Source organism: Labrys miyagiensis (assembly GCF_030160835.1).
GTDB classification, from domain to species: Bacteria; Pseudomonadota; Alphaproteobacteria; order Rhizobiales; family Labraceae; genus Labrys; species Labrys miyagiensis.
In genome coordinates, this window is the sequence record NZ_BSPC01000009.1 from 32,272 (window position 1) to 54,232 (window position 21,961).

Genomic DNA, 21,961 nt, shown 5'->3' on the forward strand with positions numbered 1-21,961 from the left:
CCGATCATCATTAGGACCCAAAGGCCTTCCGGGAACCAGTCAGGGCGCTTCTGTTGCATGAGCGAAGACATACCACGAACGACGTGAGGAAGCGATGGACGACAATATCTGCGTTGAGCCTTATAGGAAGCTCATTGGGGAAATTTGGGAGGAGATTGCCGCGAGCGTTCCTCGTTCAGTTCCTCAAGCCCGAAGAGTAGCCGTTCCAAACGACGATAGATCAACTGAGAGCGATCAAGGTTCATCGCGTCGATTTGAAGCCTCAGGCGGTCGCAGAATTCCTGGAGAGGAATGATCTCCTTCAGGTGCAGGATCTCGGCGATCAGCATCGTCGTGACCTGATCGACCTGGGCTGCTGCCGCGATCTGCTCCTTCACCCAGGCCTTTTCCTCGTCGTTCATCGGCGCCCACTCCCTTCTGCAGCAAGACCGAATCCGTGGCGCAACCGTCCGGCACCGGAAGGCCAAATATCGCACTGTCAACGCGCAGACGCCATTCACCGTTCACCAGCCTTCGCTGGCATTCGTGGCAAATCGTCGCAACTGTTGGGGTATTTGTTAGGGCAGCCAAAAATCTGTTGCCAAATTCGTCCTATATCTCAAATACTTAGACGAATTTCATGGCGGAAGGGGCGGGATTCGAACCCGCGATACGGTTTCCCGTATACACACTTTCCAGGCGTGCGCCTTCAACCACTCGGCCACCCTTCCGTCGAGCGGTGCTTATGGCGATGTCGGGGCGGTTTGTAAACCTTAGTTTGCAGGTTTTTCGCGTGGATTCCCGGGATATGGCCCTCCCCTGCGCCGACGGGATCGCCTAAGCTCCGGCATCGTCCCGCGAGAGAGACCGCCATGCGTTTCCTGGCCCGTGCCCTCGGCCTGTTCCTGGCCGCTGGAACCTTCGTTGCCGTCATGGTCGACGGCACCCGCTCGATCGCCGACAACCAGATCCTCTATCTGTCGATCCGCGGCTTCTGGACCTGGCTCAATGTGGCGAGCCTGGCGCGGGCGCAGGCCTGGGTGGAAGCCTATCTGTCGGCCTTCGTGCTGGAGCACATCGCCATGCCGGTGCTGGAACTGCCTTTCGCCTGCCTCATGGCGGTGCTGGCGGTGCTGTTCCTCTGGCTCGGGCGGAAGCCCGCGAGCCGGATCGGCTATGTGTCGCATCTGTGAGGAGTGGCGGTCTCTGACCGCCATCTTCCTACCCGACAAGCGCAACGGTTCCAAGATGGCGGCCGGAGACCGCCACTCCATGTTTGGCGCGCTTCCCCTCATGTCAGCGCTGCTAGAGGTCGGCTGGAAAGCCGGCGGTCCCGGGCTTGCTGTCCGGCGCGCCTCGCTATATCCCTTGAAACATAGCCATAGCGGCTCACTGGGGATCCTATCATGCTGCGCTTTGCCCGCCGGGCGTTCCTTGCCCTTACCCTCGGCCTTGTCCTCTCGCCGGCACTTGCCCAGACGCAGGACGTCACCGTCTTTGCTGCCGCCAGCCTCAAGGGCTCGCTCGACGATGCCGCCAAGGCCTGGACCAAGACCTCCGGCAAGAACGTCAAGATCTCCTACGCCGCCTCCTCGGCCCTGATGAAGCAGATCGAGCAGGGCGCGCCCGCCGACATCTTCGCCTCGGCCGATCTCGACTGGATGAAGTACGGCCTCGACAAGAAGCTGATCAAGCCCGACAGCGTCTCCAACCTGCTCGGCAATGCGCTGGTGCTGGTCGCCCCGGCGGACTCGACCGCCACCATCACGCTCGGCCCGAATGCCGACCTTGCCGGCGCCATCGGCGACAGCAAGCTGGCGGTGGGCGAGGTGAAGACGGTGCCGGCCGGCAAATATGCCCTCGAGTCCCTCACCAAGCTCGGCATCCTTGCTTCCGTGCAGCCGAAATTCGCCCAGTCCGACAATGTGCGCGCGGCGCTCGCCTTGGTGGCCCGTGGCGAGGCCAAGTTCGGCATCGTCTATGCCACCGACGCGGCGGCCGAGCCCAAGGTGAAGGTGGTGGCGACCTTCCCTGAGGATTCGCACGCTCCGATCATCTACCCCTTCGGCCTGACCGCTTCCTCCACCAATGCCGACGCGGCGGCGTTCCAGGCCTTCCTGAAGACGCCGGACGGCCAGGCGGCGTTCGCCAAGGCCGGTTTCACGTTGCTGAAGTAAACAGCGCTTTCGAGGCTTGCAGGCGTGGCGGCCTCTGGCCGCCATTTTTGTTTTGGGGCGGGTCTTTTTGCCAGGATGGTGGTTCCAAGGGGCAGGCGAGACGCCTGCGGTCCCAGGTACTGGCCGTGTCTCCGGTGCTCTATCCGGAGAGGCTCGGGCGGAAGAGGCGTTCCTGGGATCGCAGGCGTCTCGCCTGCCTCTTGGATGCGCGTTCTATCCGGAAATGGCGCGCGGTCCCCAGGAAGGGCCGCCTTCCTCCCGCTCCTTCACATCCCCGAAACATAGCTCACACAAATGTGCGCGTTTCGCGAGCACCCTTTGAAGTTGCAGCGTTGAATCCCGCATATTTTCATCACATTTCAGGTCATAAACGAAACTCTGTAGTTTCATTCGTTACCGCCGGGTTTTGATTCGAGGCCGCCATGGATTCGCTGACTGACGACAAGGCTTCGGGCGAGGAGAGGTGGCGCGACATCCGCCGCAACAATCTGCTGGATGCGGCCAGCCGCATCTTCGCCCGCCAGGGCTATGAGGCGACCTCCGTGGAGGACATCGCCTTCGAGGCCGGCATCGGCAAGCCCACGGTCTACCGCTATTTCGCCTCCAAGCAGGCCCTGTTCGAGGCGGTGTTCGGCCAGGCCATCGACGATCTTGAGATCCGGCTCGACGCCGCCCTCCTGCAGGACGGCCCCTTCGAGGATCGCCTGACACGCCTTGCCCTCGAGATCGTGCCGACCTTCCGCACCCATTTCGGCTCGATCCGCAATATCAACGAGGGCGAGACCTCCAAGCGCCGGCTGTTCCGCCAGCGCCGCAGCCAGATCGAGCAGCGCCTCAAGGGCGTGATCGAGACGGCGCAGCGCCAGGGCGAGGCCCGCCCCTTCGATGCGGGCATGGCCGCCAAGCTGATGATCGGCATGATGTGGAGCGGCGTCGGCGCCGACTATCTCTCCGATGCCGAGGTCGCCGAAGCCGTGATCGGCATGGCCCTCAACGGCATCGGCCGGAGCCAGGCACCGCAAGGCCGCACGCCGCGGGAGCCTGCGACCGGCGGCACGGTCACCGTGCTGAAGCCCCGTGGCCGCAAGGGTGGGAGCCCCCAGCCGTGAGCCAGGGCCGCATTCCCAAGATCGACATACCCTCTGGCCGCCTGCTGCCGCTGATCATCGCCTGCGGGCTGTTCATGGAGAATCTCGACTCCACGGTGCTCTCCACTGCGCTGCCGACCATCGCGCACGATTTCGGCACCAGCCCGATCTATCTGAAGCTGACGCTGACGTCCTACCTTCTCTCGCTCGCCATCTTCATCCCGACCTCCGGCTGGATGGCCGACCGCTTCGGCGCGCGCACCGTGTTCCGCGCCGCCATTGTGGTGTTCGCACTGGGCTCGATCGCCTGTGGCCTCTCGACCAACCTCACCGAGCTCGTCTTCGCCCGCATCATCCAGGGCATGGGCGGGGCGATGATGACGCCGGTCGGCCGCCTGATCATCCTCAAGACCACGCCCAAGCACGATCTCGTCAATGCCATGATGTGGCTGACGCTGCCGGCCTTGCTCGGTCCGCTCAGCGGCCCGCCGCTGGGCGGCTTCATCACCACCTATTTCCACTGGCGCCTGATCTTCTGGATCAACATCCCCATCGCCGTGCTCGGCATCATCCTGGCCACGCTTTACGTACCCAATGTGCGCGAGGACGACCGGCGGCCCTTCGACCTTGTCGGCTTCGGCCTGCTGGCTCCCGGCCTGGTGGCCCTGATGAGCGGGGCGACGCTGTCCGGCCTCGACCTCGTGCCGGTGGGCTACAATGTGGCGCTGGCGGTGCTGGGCCTCGTGCTGATCGGCCTCTATGTGCCCCATGCCCGCCGCTCGGCCAATCCGCTGATCGAGCTCCGCCTGCTGACCCTCCCGGCCTTTCGTGCCTCGATCACCGGCGGCTTCCTCTTCCGCATCGGCGTGGGGGCGACACCCTTTTTGCTGGCGCTCTATTTCCAGCTCGGCTTCGATTTCAACGCCTTCCAGTCCGGTATGCTGACGCTCGCCACCGGCGCCGGCGCCATGGCGATGAAGGCCCTGGCCGGGCCGATCCTGCGGCGTGCCGGCTTCCGCCGCGTGCTCACGGTCAACGCGGTGGTCTCCTCCGTCCTCGTGGCCGCGCCGGCCCTGTTCTATGCCGGCATGCCCGTCTACCTCATCTCGCTGACGCTGCTGGCGGCCGGGTTCACACGCTCGCTGCAATTCACCAGTATCAATACGGCCGGCGTCTCGGACGTGCCGCCCCATCTGATGGGGCGCGTCACCAGCATGACGTCGGTGTTGCAGGAACTGGCGAGTTCGGTCGGCGTGTCGGTGGCGGCGCTGGCGCTCGAGGGCTCGATGCGCCTGCACGGCACCACCAGCCTGACGGCGGATATTTTCCCGCCGGTGTTCGTGATGATCGGCCTGATCGCCGTAACGTCGACGCTGATCTTCAGACAGCTGCCGCGCGATGTCGGCAGCGAGCTGCTGGCGCCGGCGCCTGGGGCACCGTCCCCGCGCGCAGTCCCCGGCACGGTTGTGCCTCCCGCGGGAGGTCCGGTGCCTGCGGAGTGACAACTCACTTCGCATCACAAACGGGTTAAATAACGTTCAGTATTGATCAAATTTTCAGCACTGAAACATTACTTAACACAGCGTCATACTTTTGACGACCTAAGCATTCTAAATTACGCTCGAGATTTTTTGTGTGTACGCAGTTAAGGCGTATGTATATCCGTGGGTATAGACATGGCTAACGAAGAAGAAAAGCAGAAGAGGCCGCGCCGTCGCTGGCCGGTATTCCTGACCATCCTGGTGGCCGGCGCGGCGGGCTATGGCGGCTGGCGCCACTTCATAACCGATGCCAAGCCGACGCCCCAGCCTCAGGCCGAGGCCGCCGCGCCCGCCAAGGTGCCCGTCACCTTCATCGAAGTGAAGAAGGCCGACTATCCCGTGCACACCTATGGCCTGGGCACAGTGATGCCGCTCAAGACGGTGACGGTGAGAAGCCGCGTCGACGGCGAGATCACCAAGATCCTGTTCAAGCAGGGCCAGATGGTGAAGCAGGGCGATCCGCTGTTGGAGATCGACAAGCGGCCCTACCAGGCAGCGCTCGACCAGGCGGTGGCCAAGAAGGCACAGGACGAAGCCAATCTGCGCAACGATCAACTCAACCTGCAGCGCTTCCAGAACCTCGCGGAGAAAAGCTTCGAATCCAAGCAGGATGTCGACACCCAGCAAGCCCTGGTCGACCAGGTCAAGGCGCAGATCGAGGGTGACGAGGCCGCCATCGACAATGCCCAGACCAATCTGAGCTACACCACCATCACAGCCCCGCTCACCGGGCGCACCGGCTTCCGCCTGATCGATGCCGGCAACATCGTCCACGCCTCGGACTCGACCGGCATCGTCACCATCGCCCAGCTGCAGCCGATCTCCGTGCAGTTCACCGAGCCGCAGGACCAGTTGCCGGCCATCACCAAGGCGTTCGACAAGGGCACCGTGCCGGTCGAGGCGATGAGCTCCGACGGGACGACCACTCTCTCGCGGGGACGGCTCCTGGTGATCGACAATACCGTCAACCAGGCCACCGGCACCATCAGCGTGAAGGCCCGCTTCGACAACCAGGACAATGCGCTCTGGCCGGGCCTGTCGGTCAACACCCGCATGCTGATCAACACGCTTGCCCAGGTGATCGTGGTGCCCAGCGACGTGGTGCAGCACGGCCCCAATGGGCTGTTCGCCTATGTCATCGGCGACGATGACAAGGTCAGCGCCAAGCCGATCAAGGTCAGCGTCAATGGCGACGGCAACGCCGTGATCTCGGATGGGCTCACCGTCGGCCAGAAGGTGGTGGTGGAGGGCCAGTCCCGCCTGCAGATCGGCGCGCTGGTCGATGCCAAGCCGATGGCCTCCGATGCCGAGAAGGTTGCCGAGCAAACCATGCCTCCGGCAGACGGCACGGCCGGCGATGCATCCCAGAAGAAGGCGGACTGATCATGGCCGGCGGCATCTCCACCCCCTTCATCCGCTTCCCGATCGCCACCTCGCTTCTGATGGTCGGCATCCTGTTCGTGGGCATCATCGCCTATCCGCAATTGCCGGTGGCGCCGCTCCCGGAAGTCGACTTCCCGACCATCCAGGTCTCGGCCAGCCTGCCCGGCGCCGACCCCGCGACCATGGCATCCTCGGTGGCGCAGCCGCTGGAATCACAGTTCGCGCTGATCCCGGGCGTGTCGGAGATGACCTCTTCGAGCCAGACCTCATCGACCCAGATCACCCTGCAGTTCGACCTTTCGCGCAATATCGACGGCGCCGGCTCCGATGTGCTCGCCGCCATCAACGCCGCCTCCGGCCAGTTGCCCAAGAGCATGCCGAGCCCGCCGACCTATCGCAAGGTGAACCCGGCCGACTCGCCTATCCTGCTGCTCGGCGCCACTTCCGAAACGCTGCCACTGACGGAGGTCTCGGACGAAGCCCTCACCAAGCTCGCCCAGGCCATCAGCCAGATCAACGGCGTCGGCCAGGTCAGCGTCGGCGGGCAACAGACACCCTCCATCCGCATCCAGGTCGATCCGGCGAAGCTTGTCACCATGGGCCTGTCGCTGGAGGATGTGCGCACGCCGCTGGCGGTCACCACCGTCAACAACCCCAAGGGCACTTTCAACGGCGCCACGCGTTCCTACACCATCTACACCAATGACCAGCTCACCGACGCCAAGAGCTGGAACGACGTGATCATCGCCTATCGCAATGGCAGCCCGATCCGCGTGCGCGATATCGGCCAGGCCATCAGCGCCCCGCAGGACGACACCCAGGCCGGCTGGGCGGACGGCAAGCGCGGCGTGTTCCTGGTGATCTTCAAGCAGCCCGGCGCCAACGTCATCAACACCGTCGACAGCGTGATGAAGGAGCTGCCGCATCTGGAAGCCGGCATCTCTCCCGCCATCAAGATCTCGGTGCTCTCCGACCGCACGCAGACCATCCGCGCCGCGGTGAAGGACGTGCAGTTCACGCTGCTGCTCACCATCGGCCTCGTGGTGATGGTGATCTTCATCTTCCTGCGTAGCGTCTGGGCCACCATCATCCCCTCGATCACCGTGCCGCTCGCCCTGCTCGGTGCCTGCGCGTTGATGTGGATTGCCGGCTACAGCCTCGACAATCTCTCGCTGATGGCCCTCACCATCGCGGTCGGCTTCGTGGTCGACGACGCCATCGTCATGCTGGAGAACATCACCCGCTACATCGAGGAGGGCGAGAGGCCGATGGCCGCCGCCATCAAGGGCGCTGGCGAAATCGGCTTCACCATACTCTCGATCTCAATCTCCCTGATCGCGGTGCTGATCCCGCTCCTCCTGATGAGCGGCATCATCGGGCGCCTGTTCCGCGAGTTCTCGATCACGCTCGCCATGACCATCGTGGTCTCGGCCTTTGTCTCGCTGACGCTGACGCCGATGATGGCTTCCCGCTTCCTCAAGCCCATCCATGACGAGCATCACGGCAAGCTCTTCCAGCTCAGCGAACGCATGTTCCAGGGCCTGGTGAACGGCTATGAACGCGGCCTCGACCTGGTGCTGCGCTTCCGCTTCATGACGCTGCTGGTGTTCTTCGCCACGGTGGTGCTCACCTGCTATCTCTTCGTGATCATCCCCAAGGGCTTCTTCCCGCAGCAGGACACCGGCCTGATCACCGGCGTGGTGGAAACGGCGCAGGACACCTCCGTCTCCGACATGGCCAAACATATGGAGGAACTCGGCGCCATCGTGCTGAAGGACCCGGCCATCGCCCATATGGCGATGCGCATGGGCGGCAACGGCAATACGCTCAATGACGGCACGATGTATATCACCCTGAAGCCGCTCGACGAGCGCACGGCCTCGGCGGACCAGGTGATCCGCCGCCTGCAAACCCAGACCTCGCAGGTGCAGGGCGCCCGGCTCTTTCTACAATCGGCGCAGGACGTGCGCCTCGGCGGCCGCCCCTCACGCACCCAGTACCAGTTCACGCTGCAGGGCACCGACATCGACCAGCTCAACGAGTGGGCGCCCAAGCTCCTCGACAAGATGAAGACGATGCCGGAACTGCGCGACGTCGCCTCTGACCAGCAGGCCTCCGGCACCACGCTGACCCTGTCGATCGACCGGGACCAGGCGGCGCGCTACGGCCTGACGCCCGACCTCATCGACGCCACGCTCTACGATGCCTTCGGCCAGCGCCAGATCGCCAATTTCTCGACACAGCTCTCCACCTATTACGTCATTCTGGAGGTGCTGCCCTCGCTGCAGAAGAACACCTCGACGCTGCAGCAGATCTATCTGCGCTCGCCCACCACGGGCGGCGAGGTACCGCTCTCGGCCTTCGCCAAATGGACCACCGATCCGGTGCGCCCGCTCGCCATCAACCACCAGGGCCAGTTTCCCGCGGTGACGATCTCCTTCAACCTGGCGCCCGGCACCGCGCTCGGCCAGGCGACGACGGCGATCAACGCCATGGAACAGCAGATGAGCGTGCCGGCGACCATCACCTCGACCTTCCAGGGCACGGCGCAGGCCTTCCAGGACTCGCTTGCCTCCGTGCCGCTGCTGATCGTGGCGGCGCTGATCGTGGTCTACCTGATCCTCGGCATCCTCTATGAGAGCTACATCCACCCGCTGACCATCCTCTCGACCCTGCCTTCGGCCGGCGTCGGGGCGCTGGCCACGCTGCTGACCTTCCACTTCGACTTCAGCCTGATCGCGTTGATCGGGGTGATCCTGCTGATCGGCATCGTCAAGAAGAACGGCATCATGATGGTGGACTTCGCCATCGTGGCCGAACGCGACCATCGCATGAGCCCGCAGGAGGCGATCCGCCGCGCCTGCCTGCTGCGCTTCCGCCCGATCCTGATGACCACCATGGCAGCCATGCTCGGCGGCGTGCCGCTGATGCTCGGCCACGGCACCGGCTCGGAAATCCGCCAGCCGCTCGGCTATGCCATGGTCGGCGGCCTGATCGTCAGCCAGGTGCTGACGCTGTTCACCACGCCGGTGATCTATCTCTATCTCGACTCGTTCTCCAAGTGGGTCAGCCCCAAGCGCGTCGAGGGCGAGTTCGAGCCCGAGGAAGCCGCCCTGGCTGGCGAGCCGGTCGAGAACCGCGACGTGATAGAGGCCAAGCCGCAAAGCATCGCTGCGGAGTAGCGCTGGGAGCGCGGATCGTCGCGTTCAAAAGAGAAGGCTACAGCCAACGGCATGGCCGGAGCCTTTTTCTTGAGCGCGACGTTTCCAGGAACGGGCAAGATGCCCGTGCACCCGGAGCACTCACACCGCTCGGGCGATCATTTCGATCGGCGCGATCAAGCCATCGGCCAGCGCCGACATCACATTGCCGATCCGCATCGGCGCGCTCTCGCCCATCAGCACCAGCGGCCCCGCCGGGGCGGCACCGTCTTGCGCTGCCTTCTCGCGCATCTCGCGGCCAATCTTGAGGGCGAGGTCGCGGTGGCTGCGTTCGAGGTCGATGGCGAATCCCGCATCCTCCAGGTTCTTGCGATAATGCGCCGGGGCTTCGACGAAGCTGGTGTCCATCGTCATCGCCCAGGGCATGGGATAGGGCAACTCTCCCTCGGCCACACGCATGATGTCGTAAACGCCGAAGCGCGCACCGTGGCGCAGGACCCGGCGCACTTCCCGGAACAGGGCGGGTTTGTCGGCAATGTTCATGCCCACATGCAGCATCGCCGCGCCGTCGAACTCACCATCCGCGAAGGGCATGGCAAGGGCGCTCGCCTGCACGAAGGAGACCTTGCCCGAGAGGTGGCAGCGCTTGGTCAACGCCTTCGCGACCTCGACGAATTCCGGCGTGAGATCGACGCCGACGACATCGCAGCCGAGCAGGCGGGCAAGATGGCGGGCCGGGCCCCCGATGCCCGAGCCGACCTCCAGGATCGTCATGCCATGCTCGAAGCCGAGGTCCTCCGCGAGTTCCTCGGTGGCCGAGCTCCAGCCGAGATGGAACTCGTCGATGTCGGCAAGGTCCTCGATGGCGAGATTGTCGGGATCCTTGCCGCGCGACTGCAGCGCGGCGAACAGGGTCTTCTCCAGCGAACCATGCGTGTAGTGGCGCGCGACAGCTCCTTCGACGTCCATGGCGGCATCCCTTCATGATGATGAAACGGTGGCACGGCATCGCGATGAGAGGAGTATAGCACCGGGCGAAGGGACCGCCGAGGGGTCCTTTCCCGGGATCGCAGGTGTCTCGCTCCCAGGCGCCGACTTTGCGGGCGAAGGTGGAATCCTAGCCCTCCCAGGGGGACTTGCCCCCGGTAGCGGCTTTGCCTTAAGCCTTTCGTCACGATAACGCGCCAGAACAGGCCTTGCGGCAAGGTCAAGCCGTGCGGTGGGAGGAAGACATGTCTGAGACCAGGATTTACGACGTTCCGCGCGAATGGGCCGAGGAAGCCTATGTCGACAACTCCCGCTACCAGGCCATGTATGAGGCTTCGATTGCCGATCCGGAGGCTTTCTGGGGCGAGCACGGCAAGCGCATCGGCTGGTTCGAGCCCTATACCAGCGTCAAGAATACCCGCTTCGCCCCCGACGTCTCCATCCGCTGGTATGAGGACGGCACCACCAACGTCGCCTGGAACTGCGTGGACCGGCACGTGGCCGAGCAGGGCGAGCGCACCGCCATCATCTGGGAGGGCGACGATCCCTCGCAGTCGCGCCACATCACCTATCGCGAGCTCGGCACCGAAGTGCAGCGCTTCGCCAATGTGCTGAAGGGCGAAGGCGTCAGAAAGGGCGACCGCGTCACCATCTACATGCCGATGATCCCGGAAGCGGCTTTCGCCATGCTGGCCTGCGCTCGCATCGGCGCCGTCCATTCGGTGGTGTTCGGCGGCTTCTCGCCGGATTCGCTGGCGGGCCGCATCGCCGACTGCACCTCCACCGTGGTCATCACCGCCGACGAGGGCGTGCGCGGCGGCCGGCGCATCCCGCTGAAGGCCAATGTCGATGCCGCCTGCGCCAAGACGGGTGGCGTCGCCTCGGTCATCGTGATCCGGCGCACCGGCGCGAACGTGCCGATGCTCGCCGGCCGCGACCATTTCTATGACGACCTCGCCGCCACTGTCTCGGACGAGTGCCCCTGCGAGGAGATGGCGGCGGAGGATCCGCTCTTCATCCTCTACACCTCCGGCTCCACCGGCAAGCCCAAGGGCGTGCTGCACACCACCGCCGGCTATCTCGTTTATGCCGCGATGACGCACCAATATGTCTTCGACTACCACGAGGGCGACATCTACTGGTGCACGGCGGATGTCGGCTGGGTCACCGGCCACTCCTACATCGTCTACGGCCCGCTCGCCAACGGCGCGACGACGCTGATGTTCGAGGGTGTGCCGAACTACCCCAGCGTCTCGCGCTTCTGGGAAGTCGTCGACAAGCATAAGGTGACGATCTTCTACACCGCCCCCACCGCCATCCGGGCTCTGATGGGCGCCGGCGAGGAGCCGGTGAAGCAGACCTCGCGCACCTCGCTCCGCCTGCTCGGCTCGGTAGGCGAGCCGATCAACCCCGAGGCCTGGGAGTGGTATCACCGCGTGGTGGGCGAGCATCGCTGCCCGATCGTCGACACCTGGTGGCAGACCGAGACCGGCGGCATCCTGATCACGCCGCTGCCGGGAGCCACCCGCCTGAAGCCCGGCTCGGCTACGCGGCCCTTCTTCGGCATCCGCCCGGAGATCGTCGACGCCGAAGGCAAGGTGCAGGAGGGAGCTTGCGAGGGCAATCTCGTCATCGCCGATTCCTGGCCGGGCCAGATGCGCACCGTCTATGGCGACCACCAGCGCTTCTTCGAGACCTATTTCTCCGCATACAAGGGCAAATATTTCACCGGCGACGGCTGCCGGCGCGACGGGGACGGCTATTACTGGATCACCGGCCGTGTCGACGACGTCATCAACGTCTCCGGCCATCGCATGGGCACGGCCGAGGTCGAGAGTGCACTGGTGGCGCATGAAAAGGTCTCGGAGGCCGCGGTGGTGGGCTATCCGCACGATCTCAAGGGCCAGGGCATCTATGCCTATGTCACGCTGATGGCCGGCGAGAAAGGCGATGACGGCCTGCGCCGCGAGCTCGTCGCCTGGGTACGCAAGGAAATCGGCCCGATCGCCTCGCCCGACCTCATCCAGTTCGCCCCCGGCCTGCCCAAGACGCGCTCGGGCAAGATCATGCGCCGCATCCTGCGCAAGATCGCCGAGGACGAATTCTCAGCGCTGGGAGATACCTCGACCCTGGCGGATCCGGCGGTGGTGGATGACCTGATAGCCAACAGGCAGAACAAGAAGGGATGAGGGAAGGGGTACCACGGAAAGCCTCCCCCACGAAGCTGGGGGAGGTGGCACGACGAAGTCGTGACGGAGGGGGTGTGGGCGGAGTGGGGCTCAGTGTGAGTGGCAGGCCGTGGCATCCCATGCTGAAACGGACTGAGGGTCAGCGGTTCGGGTGCCTTATCCTAGCCACACCCCCTCCGACCTCACTTCGTTCGGCCACCTCCCCCAGCTTCGTGGGGGAGGCTCCCCGCACCCATTCTGAGGAGCTTATAGCCGACACTAATCTACCCACTTCATCGACATTATAGCTCGGAGTTCGCTGCAAAATTCCGTCGCTGGGAGACTTCTTGCTTTCTTCGCAACCGTCTAAACAGGAAGCGATCCGCTCCTCTCGCACCCCTCCCCGCACGGGCCAGGGGTAGTCTTGTTTTTGTCATGTCCGTTGCCAGCGACGATACCAGCCCTCTCTCCCGCGCCATCCCGTCCTGGATGCGCGCGCTCGTGCGCCGCAGCGAGAGCGGCATGGTGCTGCTAGCGGCCATTGTCGGCGCGCTGGCAGGCCTTGCCGTCTTCCTGATCAGCGACACCGCGCAGCGCGCTCATGAGCTCTTCTTCGGCCTGCAGTCGGAGGAGCGGCTCAGCGGCACGCTCGGCCTGCCGATGATCCTCGCCCTCAGCGTGCCGGCCTGCGGCGGCCTGATCCTCGGGCTCGTCAATCTGGCGATCGCGCGCCGCCGTTTCCCGCGGCCGATCGACCCGATCGAGGCCAACGCCCTGCATGGCGGGCGGATGTCGCTGAAGGGCAGCCTGATCGTCTGCCTGCAGACCTGGATCTCCAACGGCTTCGGCGCCTCGGTGGGCTTGGAGGCCGCCTATTCGCAGATCGGCTCGGGCATGGCGGCGCGCTTCGGTACCAGCTTCCATCTGCGGCGGGCCGACATGCGCCTCATCGTCGGCTGCGGCTCGGCTGGGGCGATCGCCGGCGCCTTCGGCGCGCCGCTCACCGGCGCCTTCTATGCCTTCGAGATCATCATCGGCTCCTATGCGGTGTCCAACCTCGCACCGGTGGCCGCCGCCGCCATCGCCGGCACCATCGTCACCCATCTGCTTGGCCTCCAATCCTATGCCGTGGTCGCCGGCGTCGCCTTCCAGCCGCATGCCGCCGGGGCCGCCACGCTCTGCGGCCTCGGCCTGTTCTGCGCCGCCGTCGCCGTGGGGGTGATGCAGGGTGTCGCCTGGATGGAGAAACTGTTCCGCCGCGTCCGCCTGCCCGTCTGGCTGATGCCCTGCCTCGGCGGCCTCCTGGTCGGCGGCTTGGCGCTGATCTCGCCCAAAGTGCTGTCCTCCGGCCATGGCGCGCTGGTGAACATGCTGGTCGGGCCGCCAGCACCGGTGCTGGTGCTGGGCGGGCTGCTCCTCCTGAAGGCGCTGGCCTCGGCCATCTCGCTCGGCTCGGGCTTTCGCGGCGGCCTGTTCTTCGCCTCGCTCTTCCTCGGCGCCCTGGTCGGCCAGTTCTATCTCGGCGGCTTGCAGTTCCTCGTCGCCGACACCGGCCTGACACCGCATGCCGCGGCCCTGGCCGGCATGGCGGCGCTAGCAGCGGCCATCGTCGGCGGCCCCTTGACCATGAGCTTCCTGGTGCTGGAGATGACGGGCGACTTCCAGCTCACCGTCGCCGTGCTGATGGCGGTGATCGTCGCCTCGATCACCGTACGCGAGACCTTCGGCTATTCCTTCGCCACCTGGCGCTTCCATTTGCGCGGCGAAGCCATCCGCAGTGCCCACGATATCGGCTGGGCGCGCGATCTCACCGTCGGCCGTGTCATGCGCACGCCGGTGCCCACGGTCGACAGGAACGCCTCGCTGGTGGTGTTCCGCAATGCCTACCCCCTTGGTTCCACCCACTATGCCGTGGCCGTGGACACGCTCACCAACCGCTATGCCGGTCTCATCCGCGTTGCCGACGCCTGGCAGGCCAATCCCGAGCTGCCGGATGGCGGCAAGGCGGTGGAGACCCTGGCCCTGTTCCGCGACCAGACGCTCATGGCGGGCATGACGCTGAAGCAGGCCACGCAGCAGATGGAGCGCTGCGAGGCGGAGGCGCTCGCCGTGGTGGACGAGGCCGGCCACGTCATCGGCCTGCTCTCGGAAGCGCATGCGCTCAGGCGCTATGCCGAGGCAGCGGATCGGGCGAGAAGGGACCTGGCCGGCGAGGGCGTGTAGGCTGGGAGCGCGGACGTCCCCAATCGGTGTGCCCTCTCGCCCTCGCTTCTCGTTTCCAAGAGGCGGACAAGATGTCCGCGCTCCCAGCGATGCGCTCCCAGATTAAACCAGCGTGTTGCAGAACCTCTGAATCCGCCGTCCTGCCTCTTCCAGCGCCTCGTTCGAGGTCGCGTAGGAAATGCGGAAGTTCGGACCCAGACCGAAGGCCGAGCCATGCACCACCGCCACGCCCTCGGCCTGCAGCAGTTCGGAGACGAAATCCTCGTCCGTCTCGATCACCTTGCCCGAAGGCGCCTTCTTGCCGATCGTGCCGGCGCAGGAGGGGTAGACGTAGAAAGCGCCTTCCGGCGTCGGGCACCGGATGCCCTTGGCCTGGTTGAGCATGGAGACGATGAGGTCGCGCCGGCCCTCGAAGATCTTGCGGCGCACGGGGATATAATCCTGCGTGCCGTTGAGGGCCTCCACCGCCGCCCATTGCGCGATGGTGCAGGCGCCCGAGGTCTGCTGGCCCTGGATCATGTCCATGGCCTTGATCAGGGGCTCGGGCCCGGCGGCATAGCCGATGCGCCAGCCGGTCATTGAATAGGCCTTGGAGACGCCGTTGATGGTCAGCGTGCGGTCATAGAGCTTGGGCTCGACCTGCGCCGGCGTGAAATAGGTGAAGTCGCCATAGACGAGATGCTCATACATGTCGTCGGTCATCACCCACACATGTGGATGGCGCATCAGCACGTCGGTGAGTGCCTTCAATTCGTCCCGGCTATAGGCCGCGCCGGAGGGGTTGGAGGGTGAGTTGAAGATGAACCACTTGGTCTTCGGCGTGATTGCCTTTTCGAGCGCCTCGGCGGTCAGCTTGAAATTGCTGGCGATCGTCGTCGGCGCGAACACCGGCGTGCCGCCGCACAGGGCCACCATCTCCGGATAGGAGACCCAGTAGGGCGTGGGGATCACCACTTCGTCGCCCGTGTTGAGCGTCGCCATCAGGCCGTTGAACAGGATCTGCTTGCCGCCCGTGCCGACGATGGTCTGCGAGGGCTTGTAGTCGAGCCCGTTCTCGCGCTTGAACTTGGCGGCGATGGCTTCGCGCAGCTGCGGGATGCCCGAGACCGGCGGATATTTGGTCTCGCCGCGCATCATGGCGTCGATGGCCGCCTGCTTGATGTTGTCGGGCGTGTCCATATCCGGCTCGCCGGCGCCGAGGCCGATGATGTCCCGGCCGGCCGCTTTCAATTCGCGCGCTTTCTGGCTCACCGCGATGGTCGCGGAGGGCTTGATGCGCGAAAGGGCGTCGGCGAGAAAGGCCATGGCTGGGACTCCTGATGAACCGTTTAAATTTGCGGGCGGACCCTAGAGCAAAGCGCGTTTAGGCGCAAACGCTGCTTTGCTCTAACTCTTTGTTTCGACGCGTCTTTGCGATTCTTGCCGATTCCGTCAAATCGCAAAACGCTTTAGGCGCGCCATGGCGCCGGTTCAAGGGGAAGGATGGCTTTTTCTTCACGCCTCGAAGGGAAATGCCAGCCCCAAACCCGGGGTGGCAAAGGCGAGGACAGCGTCATTCCCAGCGCGTCCTTACGGGCTTGCTCGTGCGTGGAAGGGAGACCCGGAATGACGAGCCTTTCTTCCCAACATTGCTTGTTTGTAACGACACAACATTGCCATGAAACTTCCTCACCACCGCCCGCTCACGTGCAAAGACCCGCCGTGATCGCGCGTATTCTTGGCACCATGGCCGATGCGCTTCGGAAGAGGTCGTGATCTGGTTGAGTGCCGCGTGCGTTTTGACACTTCGCGAGGGAAGGCGAATGTCTAAACGAAAAGGACGTTAGGGCGATACAAGTCGATTGCGTTGCAAGCACGTTCATGGAGATCACTATGGCAGTCAATCAGGCAGCTCCGCACTTCTTCAAGGCCGACACCCGCGCCATGCGCGTTTCGGCAGCCGAAGCAGAACGTCAGTTGACCCTGGCGTTGTGGCTGGTTGGATTGCTCGCTTTGGCGACTTTGATTACGGCGACCGTCGGTTTCTTCGCTTAAACCCCCCGCGAGCGAAGAGTACTGGTCGCTAACGCGCCGGATGGACCCCCCGCCATCCGGCGCATTTTTTTGGCCGGAGCGCACTGCGATTTCATCGCATCGCAATCTTCCCAATCGAAAAGTTAGCCAACTTTTCCGGAAATGCGTTGCCCAGCTTGGTACAGTCCTTCCTGTCGATCTTGGTGCTTTTTCCTGGCCCTTTCCGGGCGCAGCCTTTCGCATCAAGAGTCTGACAGGAGACCATCATGGGCCATCGCATCTTCCTCGCCGGGGCGTCCGGCGCCATCGGCCGTCCCTTGACCAGGCTGCTGGTCGCAGCTGGTCATGACGTCATCGGCACCACGCGCTCGGCCGAGAAGGCGGAGCAGTTGAAGGTGCTCGGCGCCGAACCCGCTGTCGTCGATGTCTACGATGCCGAGGCCCTCGCCGCTGCGGTGGCGGCCGCACGCCCCGAGATCGTCATCCACCAGCTGACCGACCTGCCGGCGGGAGTCGATCCCGCGCGCATGGCCGAGTTCGCCGTGCGCAATGCCCGCCTGCGCCGGGAAGGCACTGCCAATCTGGTGAAGGCGGCCATTGCGGCTGGCGCCCGCCGCCTGGTCGCCCAGAGCATCGCCTGGGCCTACGCGCCCGGCCCCCTGCCCCGCCGCGAGGACGATCCGCTCGACCGCAACGCCGAGGGCCTACGCGCCGTCAGCGTCGGCGGGGTGATCGCCCTGGAGGAGGCCGTGCTGGCCGCGCCGCTGGAGGGCATCGTCCTGCGCTATGGCCGGCTCTACGGCCCAGGCACGGGCGTCGAGACAGCGGCCGCACCCGCTGTACATGTCGAGGCCGCTGCCAAGGCGGCGCTGCTGGCGATGGATCGCGGCAGTGCCGGCGTGTTCAACGTGGCGGAGTCCTGCGAAGCGCTGTCGAGCGAGAAGGCGGAACGGGAGCTGGGATGGAAGGTGGGGTGATCCCCGGGATTCCCAATCGCCTTTCTTCGGTCTAACCTCAGCTGAACATCTCAGCACCGGTTGATTCCTTGCACCTCACTTCCGACGAATGTGCGATGCGCGATGGCGGACACGGTCCGGCCGTGGCCTTCGCCATGGACATCCTGCTGCGCTTCGCCGAGGCGGTAGGCGCCCCAAAACTCCTCGCGATCAGCCAGGCCCATATCGACGGCTGCCTCTATCACGGCCAGGTCAGCCTGGACTTCGTCGAACGTCTGGTCACCGACGGCGGCAAGGTCTGCGTGCCGACCACCCTCAATGTCGGCTCGATGGACCTGCTGCATCCTGAACTGATAGGCGGCCCGCAGGCCGAGCGCGCCGCCGGGAAACGGCTGATGGAGGCGCATCTGGCGCTCGGCTGCGAGCCGAGCTTCACCTGCGCGCCCTATCAGACGCGCTTCCGCCCGCGTTTCGGCGAGCAGATCGCCTGGGGCGAGTCCAATGCCATCGTCTTCGCCAATTCGGTGATCGGCGCCCGCACCAACCGCTATGGCGACTTCATCGACCTGTGCTGTGCGCTCACCGGCCGCGCACCCGCCTTCGGGCTGCATCTCGACGAGCATCGCCGTGGCGAGGTGTTGTTCCGCCTTCCGCAACTGCCGCCGGCCTGGCGCGACTCGGATGCGCTCTATGTCGCAGTCGGGCATGTCGTCGGGGGAAGGTCGCGGGGCAGCGTGCCGGTGATCGAAGGCCTGCCACCACCGCCCTCCGAGGACCGGCTCAAGGCTCTCGGCGCCGTGGCTGCCTCGTCGGGCTCGGTGGCGCTGTTCCATGCGGTAGGCATCACCCCGGAAGCACCGACGCAGGGGGATGCCCTTGGTGGGCGCCCGCCTGCCGAGACGATCGATCTTACCTTGGCCGAACTGAAGCATGCCTTGGCTGGCCTTTCGACCGCCGCCGAAGGTACCCCGCTCTCCGCCGTCAGCCTCGGCACGCCGCATTTCTCGCTGCAGGAGTTCAAGACGATGGCGCGGCTGATGGAAGGCTTCCACAAGGCGCCGGGCCTTGCCTTCTACATCAACACCAGTCGCGAGACTTATCACACCATCCATGGGCTCGGCCTGCGCACCCTCTTCGAACACGCCGGCATCACCCTCCTCACCGACACCTGCACCTATGTCACCGCTCTGCTGCACCGGCTCGACGGCGTGGTGATGACCAATTCCGGCAAATGGGCCCATTATGCGCCGGGCAATATCGGTGTCGGCGTTGCCTTCGGTTCCCTGGCTGATTGCCTCGCCTCGGCACAGGCGGGCTATGTGATGCGGAGCGCGCTATGACGTCGTTCACCGCCCGCACTTTGGTGGAAGGCAGCGCCGAGGGCCTGCTCGCGCTGTTGACCGCGCCGCTCTCTTTCTGGGGCGGCTATGACAGTGGCACGGGCCGGGTGATCGACCATTCGCATCCCGCCTTCGGCGCGGAGATCGCCGGGCGCATCCTCGCCATGCCCTCCGGCCGCGGCTCCTCCTCGGCGAGTTCGGTGCTGGCCGAGGCGATCCGGCTTGGCACCGCGCCGGCGGGCATCGTCCTCGCGCAGGCGGACTCAATCATCACGGTCGGCGCCATCGTGGCGGCGCGGCTCTATGGCAAGGCCTGCCCGGTCGTGGTCTGCGGACCGGAGACGATGGCACAGCTTCGTCCCGACGCGCGCTTGAGCCTTGTCGCGACAGCCGATGGCGCCCGGCTAAACTTAAGCACCGCTGTGTAAATCTGCGTCGCGGAGCTGTCATTTTTCCCTTGCCAGCACGCCCAAACGGCGCGACGTTTCCTCTCAGCCGCCGTCAAGAGCGGTGGCCCGAAGCGTTTTGCGATCTGATGGAATCGTCAGAACCGCAAAGATGCGTCGAATAAAGAGCGACATAGCTGGGAGGTACGCGACGTGACGCAGGACACTCCAGACGACAGGACGCCAGCCAGCGGCAGACGATTTAGCGGGCCGCGCTGCATCGCCCTTGTTGGCCCGTTCCAAAGTGGCAAGACCACACTTCTCGAAGCCATCCTCGCCCGCATGGGGGCGCTGCAGCGCCAGGGCACCGTATCAGCCGGTTCCACCATCGGCGATGCCAGCGCCGAGGCCCGCGCCCACGCCATGAGCATCGAGGCCAATGTCGCCGCCGTCGATTTCATGGGCGACACCTACACCTTCATCGACTGCCCCGGCTCCATCGAGTTCCTGGCCGAGATGCGCCCGGCCCTGCCGGCAATCGACGCAGCCGTGGTGGTGTGCGAGGCGGACGAGAAGAAGGTCCCGGCTTTGCAGCTGATTTTGCGCGAGCTGGAAGATCTGAAGATCCCGCGCTTCCTCTTCCTTAACAAGATCGACAATTCGCACCAGGGCGTGCGCGAGGCCCTGCCTCTGCTGCAGCCCGCTTCCCGCCTGCCGCTGCTGCTGCGCCAGATCCCGATCTGGAAGAACGGCGTCGCCGTCGGCTATATCGACCTCGCCCTCGAGCGCGCCTTCATCTATCAGGAGCACGCGGCCTCGCAGGTGGTCGACATTCCACCCGATGAGCAGGACGAGAGCAAGGATGCCCGCTATTCCATGCTGGAGCGGCTCTCCGACCATGACGACGCGCTGATGGAGCAACTGCTCGAAGAGGTCGAGCCCCCGCGCGACCGTGTCTTCGACGACCTCGCCCACGAGTTGCGCGACGGCCTCGCCGTGCCGGTGCTGATGGGCTCGGCCCTCAACGGCAACGGCATGCTGCGCCTGATGAAGGCCCTGCGCCACGAGGCGCCCGGCATCGCCGAGACGACGGCGCGCCTCGGCGTGACGCCGGGCCAGGAACCGAACAGCTCGCCGCTCGGCTATGTGATGAAGACCTTCCACACCGCCCATGCCGGCAAGCTCTCGCTCACCCGCGTGCTCTCCGGCAGCTTCCAGGAAGGCATGACGGTGACGACCTCCTCGGGTGAGAGCGGCCGCATCGCTGGCTGCACCCGCCTGCTCGGCCAGACCACGCAGAAGACCACGCAGGCCGGCCCCGGCGACACCGTGGCACTCTCGAAGGTCGATGCCGCCCATACCGGCGACATGCTGGCCGTGGGCAAGACGGTGCCCTCGCCCGTCGCCACCGAGGCGCCGCAGCCGGTGATGGCGCTCGCCGTGCGTGCCCGCGACCGCAAGGACGACGTGAAGCTCACCGCGGCCATCCAGCGTCTGCTGGACGAGGACCGCGCGCTCAGCGTCGAGCAGAACGCCGAGCTCGGCGACATCATCCTGCGCGGCCAGGGCGAAATGCACCTGCGCGTCGCGGTGGAGAAGCTCGCCTCGAAATTCGGCGTGGCGGTGAACTCGCATGCGCCTCAGATCGGCTATCGCGAGACCATCCGCAAGGCCACGACCGGCGTGCGCGGCCGGCACAAGAAGCAGTCCGGCGGCCATGGCCAGTTCGGCGACGTGGTAATCGATGTGATGCCCCTGCCGCGTGGCGAGGGCTTCGCCTTCATCGACAAGATCACGGGCGGCGTGGTGCCGCGCAACTACATCCCCTCGGTCGAGGAGGGCGTGAAGCACTATCTCAAACGCGGGCCGCTGGGCTTCCCGGTGGTCGACGTCGGCGTGGCGCTGACGGACGGCTCCTACCACACGGTTGATTCTTCCGACATGGCCTTCCAGACCGCGGCGCGCATCGGCATGAGCGAGGCAATGCCGCAATGCAGCCCCGTGCTACTGGAGCCGGTGCTGGCGGTGGAAATCGCCGTGCCCTCGGACGCCACCGCCAAGGCCAACGCCATCGTCTCCTCCCGCCGGGGCCAGATCCTCGGCTTCGACTCTCGCCAGGGCTGGGACGGCTGGGACGTCGTGCAGGCGCTGATCCCGGAAGCCGAGATCACCGACCTCATCATCGAGCTGCGCTCGGCCACGTCCGGGGTGGGCACCTTCAAGGCGAAGTTCGACCATCTGGCGGAATTGTCGGGCCGGCAGGCCGATACGATCGTGGCCTCGAAGCAGGCCGCGCAGTAATCCTGGGAGCGCGGACATCCTGTCCGCTCTTGAAACGATGACGGGTGAGGATGAGGTGCCTCTTCATTCTCATCCGTTTTTGTTTCCAAGAGGCCGGCTGAAAGCCAGCGGCCCCGGGAAGACGCGCCCTTCCTGGGACCGCTGGCGTCCTCGCCGGCTCTTGGAAGCGGTAGGCCCGCAAGATAGGGCGAGCCCCTCCCCACAGGCCTTCGTTTCCAAGAGCGGACTGGAAGTCCGCGCTCCCAGGTTTACCCCCAC

At 65.1% G+C, this 21,961-nt stretch carries 16 protein-coding genes and 1 tRNA gene; 13 read left to right on the forward strand and 4 right to left on the reverse strand.

Annotation, left to right across the window (positions count from 1 at the left end):
- Positions 1 to 131: 131 nt before the first annotated feature.
- The gene (locus QQL24_RS05815) at positions 132 to 401 is read right to left on the reverse strand and encodes a hypothetical protein (RefSeq protein WP_284310961.1); all 270 of its coding nucleotides are present in this window, start codon (positions 399 to 401) and stop codon (positions 132 to 134) included.
- Positions 402 to 620: 219 nt separating this feature from the next.
- Positions 621 to 710 (reverse strand) — tRNA-Ser (locus QQL24_RS05820).
- Between the two features lie 141 nt (positions 711 to 851).
- Between QQL24_RS05820 and QQL24_RS05825 the strand changes: the two genes are divergently transcribed.
- The 6 genes from QQL24_RS05825 (at position 852) to QQL24_RS05850 (ending at position 9,350) form a co-directional block, all read left to right on the forward strand.
- Entirely contained in the window at positions 852 to 1,172 is a 321-nt protein-coding gene (locus QQL24_RS05825; RefSeq protein WP_284310962.1) for a hypothetical protein, read from the forward strand.
- A gap of 213 nt (positions 1,173 to 1,385) precedes the next feature.
- Positions 1,386 to 2,156 carry a molybdate ABC transporter substrate-binding protein gene (modA, locus tag QQL24_RS05830; protein WP_284310963.1) on the forward strand — a complete coding sequence of 257 codons (771 nt, stop codon included), beginning with the start codon at positions 1,386 to 1,388 and terminating at the stop codon, positions 2,154 to 2,156.
- Between the two features lie 422 nt (positions 2,157 to 2,578).
- Positions 2,579 to 3,265 (forward strand): TetR/AcrR family transcriptional regulator, encoded by a 687-nt coding sequence (locus QQL24_RS05835; protein WP_284310964.1) that lies wholly within the window; start codon positions 2,579 to 2,581, stop codon positions 3,263 to 3,265.
- A complete protein-coding gene (locus tag QQL24_RS05840) occupies positions 3,262 to 4,746 on the forward strand; it encodes a DHA2 family efflux MFS transporter permease subunit (protein ID WP_284310965.1) in 1,485 nt (494 codons plus the stop codon). Before QQL24_RS05835 ends, QQL24_RS05840 begins: the two co-directional genes overlap by 4 nt.
- A gap of 174 nt (positions 4,747 to 4,920) precedes the next feature.
- Positions 4,921 to 6,168: an efflux RND transporter periplasmic adaptor subunit gene (locus tag QQL24_RS05845; RefSeq protein WP_284310966.1), complete on the forward strand. Its 1,248-nt coding sequence runs from the start codon at positions 4,921 to 4,923 to the stop codon at positions 6,166 to 6,168.
- A 2-nt stretch (positions 6,169 to 6,170) separates the two neighbouring features.
- Complete coding sequence (locus QQL24_RS05850; RefSeq protein ID WP_284310967.1) at positions 6,171 to 9,350, forward strand: efflux RND transporter permease subunit; 3,180 nt, start codon at positions 6,171 to 6,173, stop codon at positions 9,348 to 9,350.
- 120 nt (positions 9,351 to 9,470) lie between these two features.
- On the opposite strand, the gene QQL24_RS05855 is transcribed toward QQL24_RS05850, so the two are convergent.
- The gene (locus QQL24_RS05855; RefSeq protein WP_284310968.1) at positions 9,471 to 10,298 is read right to left on the reverse strand and encodes a class I SAM-dependent methyltransferase; all 828 of its coding nucleotides are present in this window, start codon (positions 10,296 to 10,298) and stop codon (positions 9,471 to 9,473) included.
- A 263-nt stretch (positions 10,299 to 10,561) separates the two neighbouring features.
- Here QQL24_RS05855 and acs point away from each other — a divergent pair, with 263 nt between their 5' ends.
- Positions 10,562 to 12,505 (forward strand): acetate--CoA ligase, encoded by a 1,944-nt coding sequence (acs, locus tag QQL24_RS05860; protein WP_284310969.1) that lies wholly within the window; start codon positions 10,562 to 10,564, stop codon positions 12,503 to 12,505.
- 414 nt (positions 12,506 to 12,919) lie between these two features.
- A complete protein-coding gene (locus QQL24_RS05865) occupies positions 12,920 to 14,707 on the forward strand; it encodes a chloride channel protein (protein ID WP_284310970.1) in 1,788 nt (595 codons plus the stop codon).
- Positions 14,708 to 14,809: 102 nt separating this feature from the next.
- Here the strand turns inward: QQL24_RS05865 and QQL24_RS05870 are convergent, their stop codons facing one another.
- Positions 14,810 to 16,012 (reverse strand): pyridoxal phosphate-dependent aminotransferase, encoded by a 1,203-nt coding sequence (locus QQL24_RS05870; protein ID WP_284310971.1) that lies wholly within the window; start codon positions 16,010 to 16,012, stop codon positions 14,810 to 14,812.
- 567 nt (positions 16,013 to 16,579) lie between these two features.
- Here QQL24_RS05870 and QQL24_RS05875 point away from each other — a divergent pair.
- The 5 genes from QQL24_RS05875 (at position 16,580) to QQL24_RS05895 (ending at position 21,703) form a co-directional block, all read left to right on the forward strand.
- Positions 16,580 to 16,741 carry a hypothetical protein gene (locus tag QQL24_RS05875; protein ID WP_284310972.1) on the forward strand — a complete coding sequence of 54 codons (162 nt, stop codon included), beginning with the start codon at positions 16,580 to 16,582 and terminating at the stop codon, positions 16,739 to 16,741.
- Positions 16,742 to 16,986: 245 nt separating this feature from the next.
- Positions 16,987 to 17,697, forward strand: coding sequence for an NAD-dependent epimerase/dehydratase family protein (locus tag QQL24_RS05880; protein WP_284310973.1), 711 nt, complete (start codon positions 16,987 to 16,989; stop codon positions 17,695 to 17,697).
- Between the two features lie 47 nt (positions 17,698 to 17,744).
- Positions 17,745 to 19,016 (forward strand): aconitase X catalytic domain-containing protein, encoded by a 1,272-nt coding sequence (locus tag QQL24_RS05885; protein ID WP_284311051.1) that lies wholly within the window; start codon positions 17,745 to 17,747, stop codon positions 19,014 to 19,016.
- Complete coding sequence (locus QQL24_RS05890) at positions 19,013 to 19,444, forward strand: aconitase X swivel domain-containing protein (protein ID WP_284310974.1); 432 nt, start codon at positions 19,013 to 19,015, stop codon at positions 19,442 to 19,444. The genes QQL24_RS05885 and QQL24_RS05890 overlap by 4 nt, the downstream gene beginning before the upstream one ends.
- A 171-nt stretch (positions 19,445 to 19,615) precedes the next feature.
- On the forward strand, positions 19,616 to 21,703 hold the full coding sequence (locus tag QQL24_RS05895; RefSeq protein WP_284310975.1) for an elongation factor G: 2,088 nt from the start codon (positions 19,616 to 19,618) through the stop codon (positions 21,701 to 21,703).
- Positions 21,704 to 21,961 lie beyond the last annotated feature (258 nt).

Coding starts and splice junctions, on each gene's coding strand:
- QQL24_RS05870 (WP_284310971.1), bottom strand. CDS start 16,012: ATGGCCTTTCTCGCCGACGCCCTTTCGCGCATCAAGCCCTCCGCGACC.
- modA (WP_284310963.1), top strand. CDS start 1,386: ATGCTGCGCTTTGCCCGCCGGGCGTTCCTTGCCCTTACCCTCGGCCTT.
- QQL24_RS05890 (WP_284310974.1), top strand. CDS start 19,013: ATGACGTCGTTCACCGCCCGCACTTTGGTGGAAGGCAGCGCCGAGGGC.
- QQL24_RS05815 (WP_284310961.1), bottom strand. CDS start 401: ATGAACGACGAGGAAAAGGCCTGGGTGAAGGAGCAGATCGCGGCAGCA.
- QQL24_RS05875 (WP_284310972.1), top strand. CDS start 16,580: ATGGCAGTCAATCAGGCAGCTCCGCACTTCTTCAAGGCCGACACCCGC.
- QQL24_RS05865 (WP_284310970.1), top strand. CDS start 12,920: ATGTCCGTTGCCAGCGACGATACCAGCCCTCTCTCCCGCGCCATCCCG.
- QQL24_RS05845 (WP_284310966.1), top strand. CDS start 4,921: ATGGCTAACGAAGAAGAAAAGCAGAAGAGGCCGCGCCGTCGCTGGCCG.
- QQL24_RS05855 (WP_284310968.1), bottom strand. CDS start 10,298: ATGGACGTCGAAGGAGCTGTCGCGCGCCACTACACGCATGGTTCGCTG.
- QQL24_RS05825 (WP_284310962.1), top strand. CDS start 852: ATGCGTTTCCTGGCCCGTGCCCTCGGCCTGTTCCTGGCCGCTGGAACC.
- QQL24_RS05880 (WP_284310973.1), top strand. CDS start 16,987: ATGGGCCATCGCATCTTCCTCGCCGGGGCGTCCGGCGCCATCGGCCGT.
- QQL24_RS05850 (WP_284310967.1), top strand. CDS start 6,171: ATGGCCGGCGGCATCTCCACCCCCTTCATCCGCTTCCCGATCGCCACC.
- acs (WP_284310969.1), top strand. CDS start 10,562: ATGTCTGAGACCAGGATTTACGACGTTCCGCGCGAATGGGCCGAGGAA.
- QQL24_RS05835 (WP_284310964.1), top strand. CDS start 2,579: ATGGATTCGCTGACTGACGACAAGGCTTCGGGCGAGGAGAGGTGGCGC.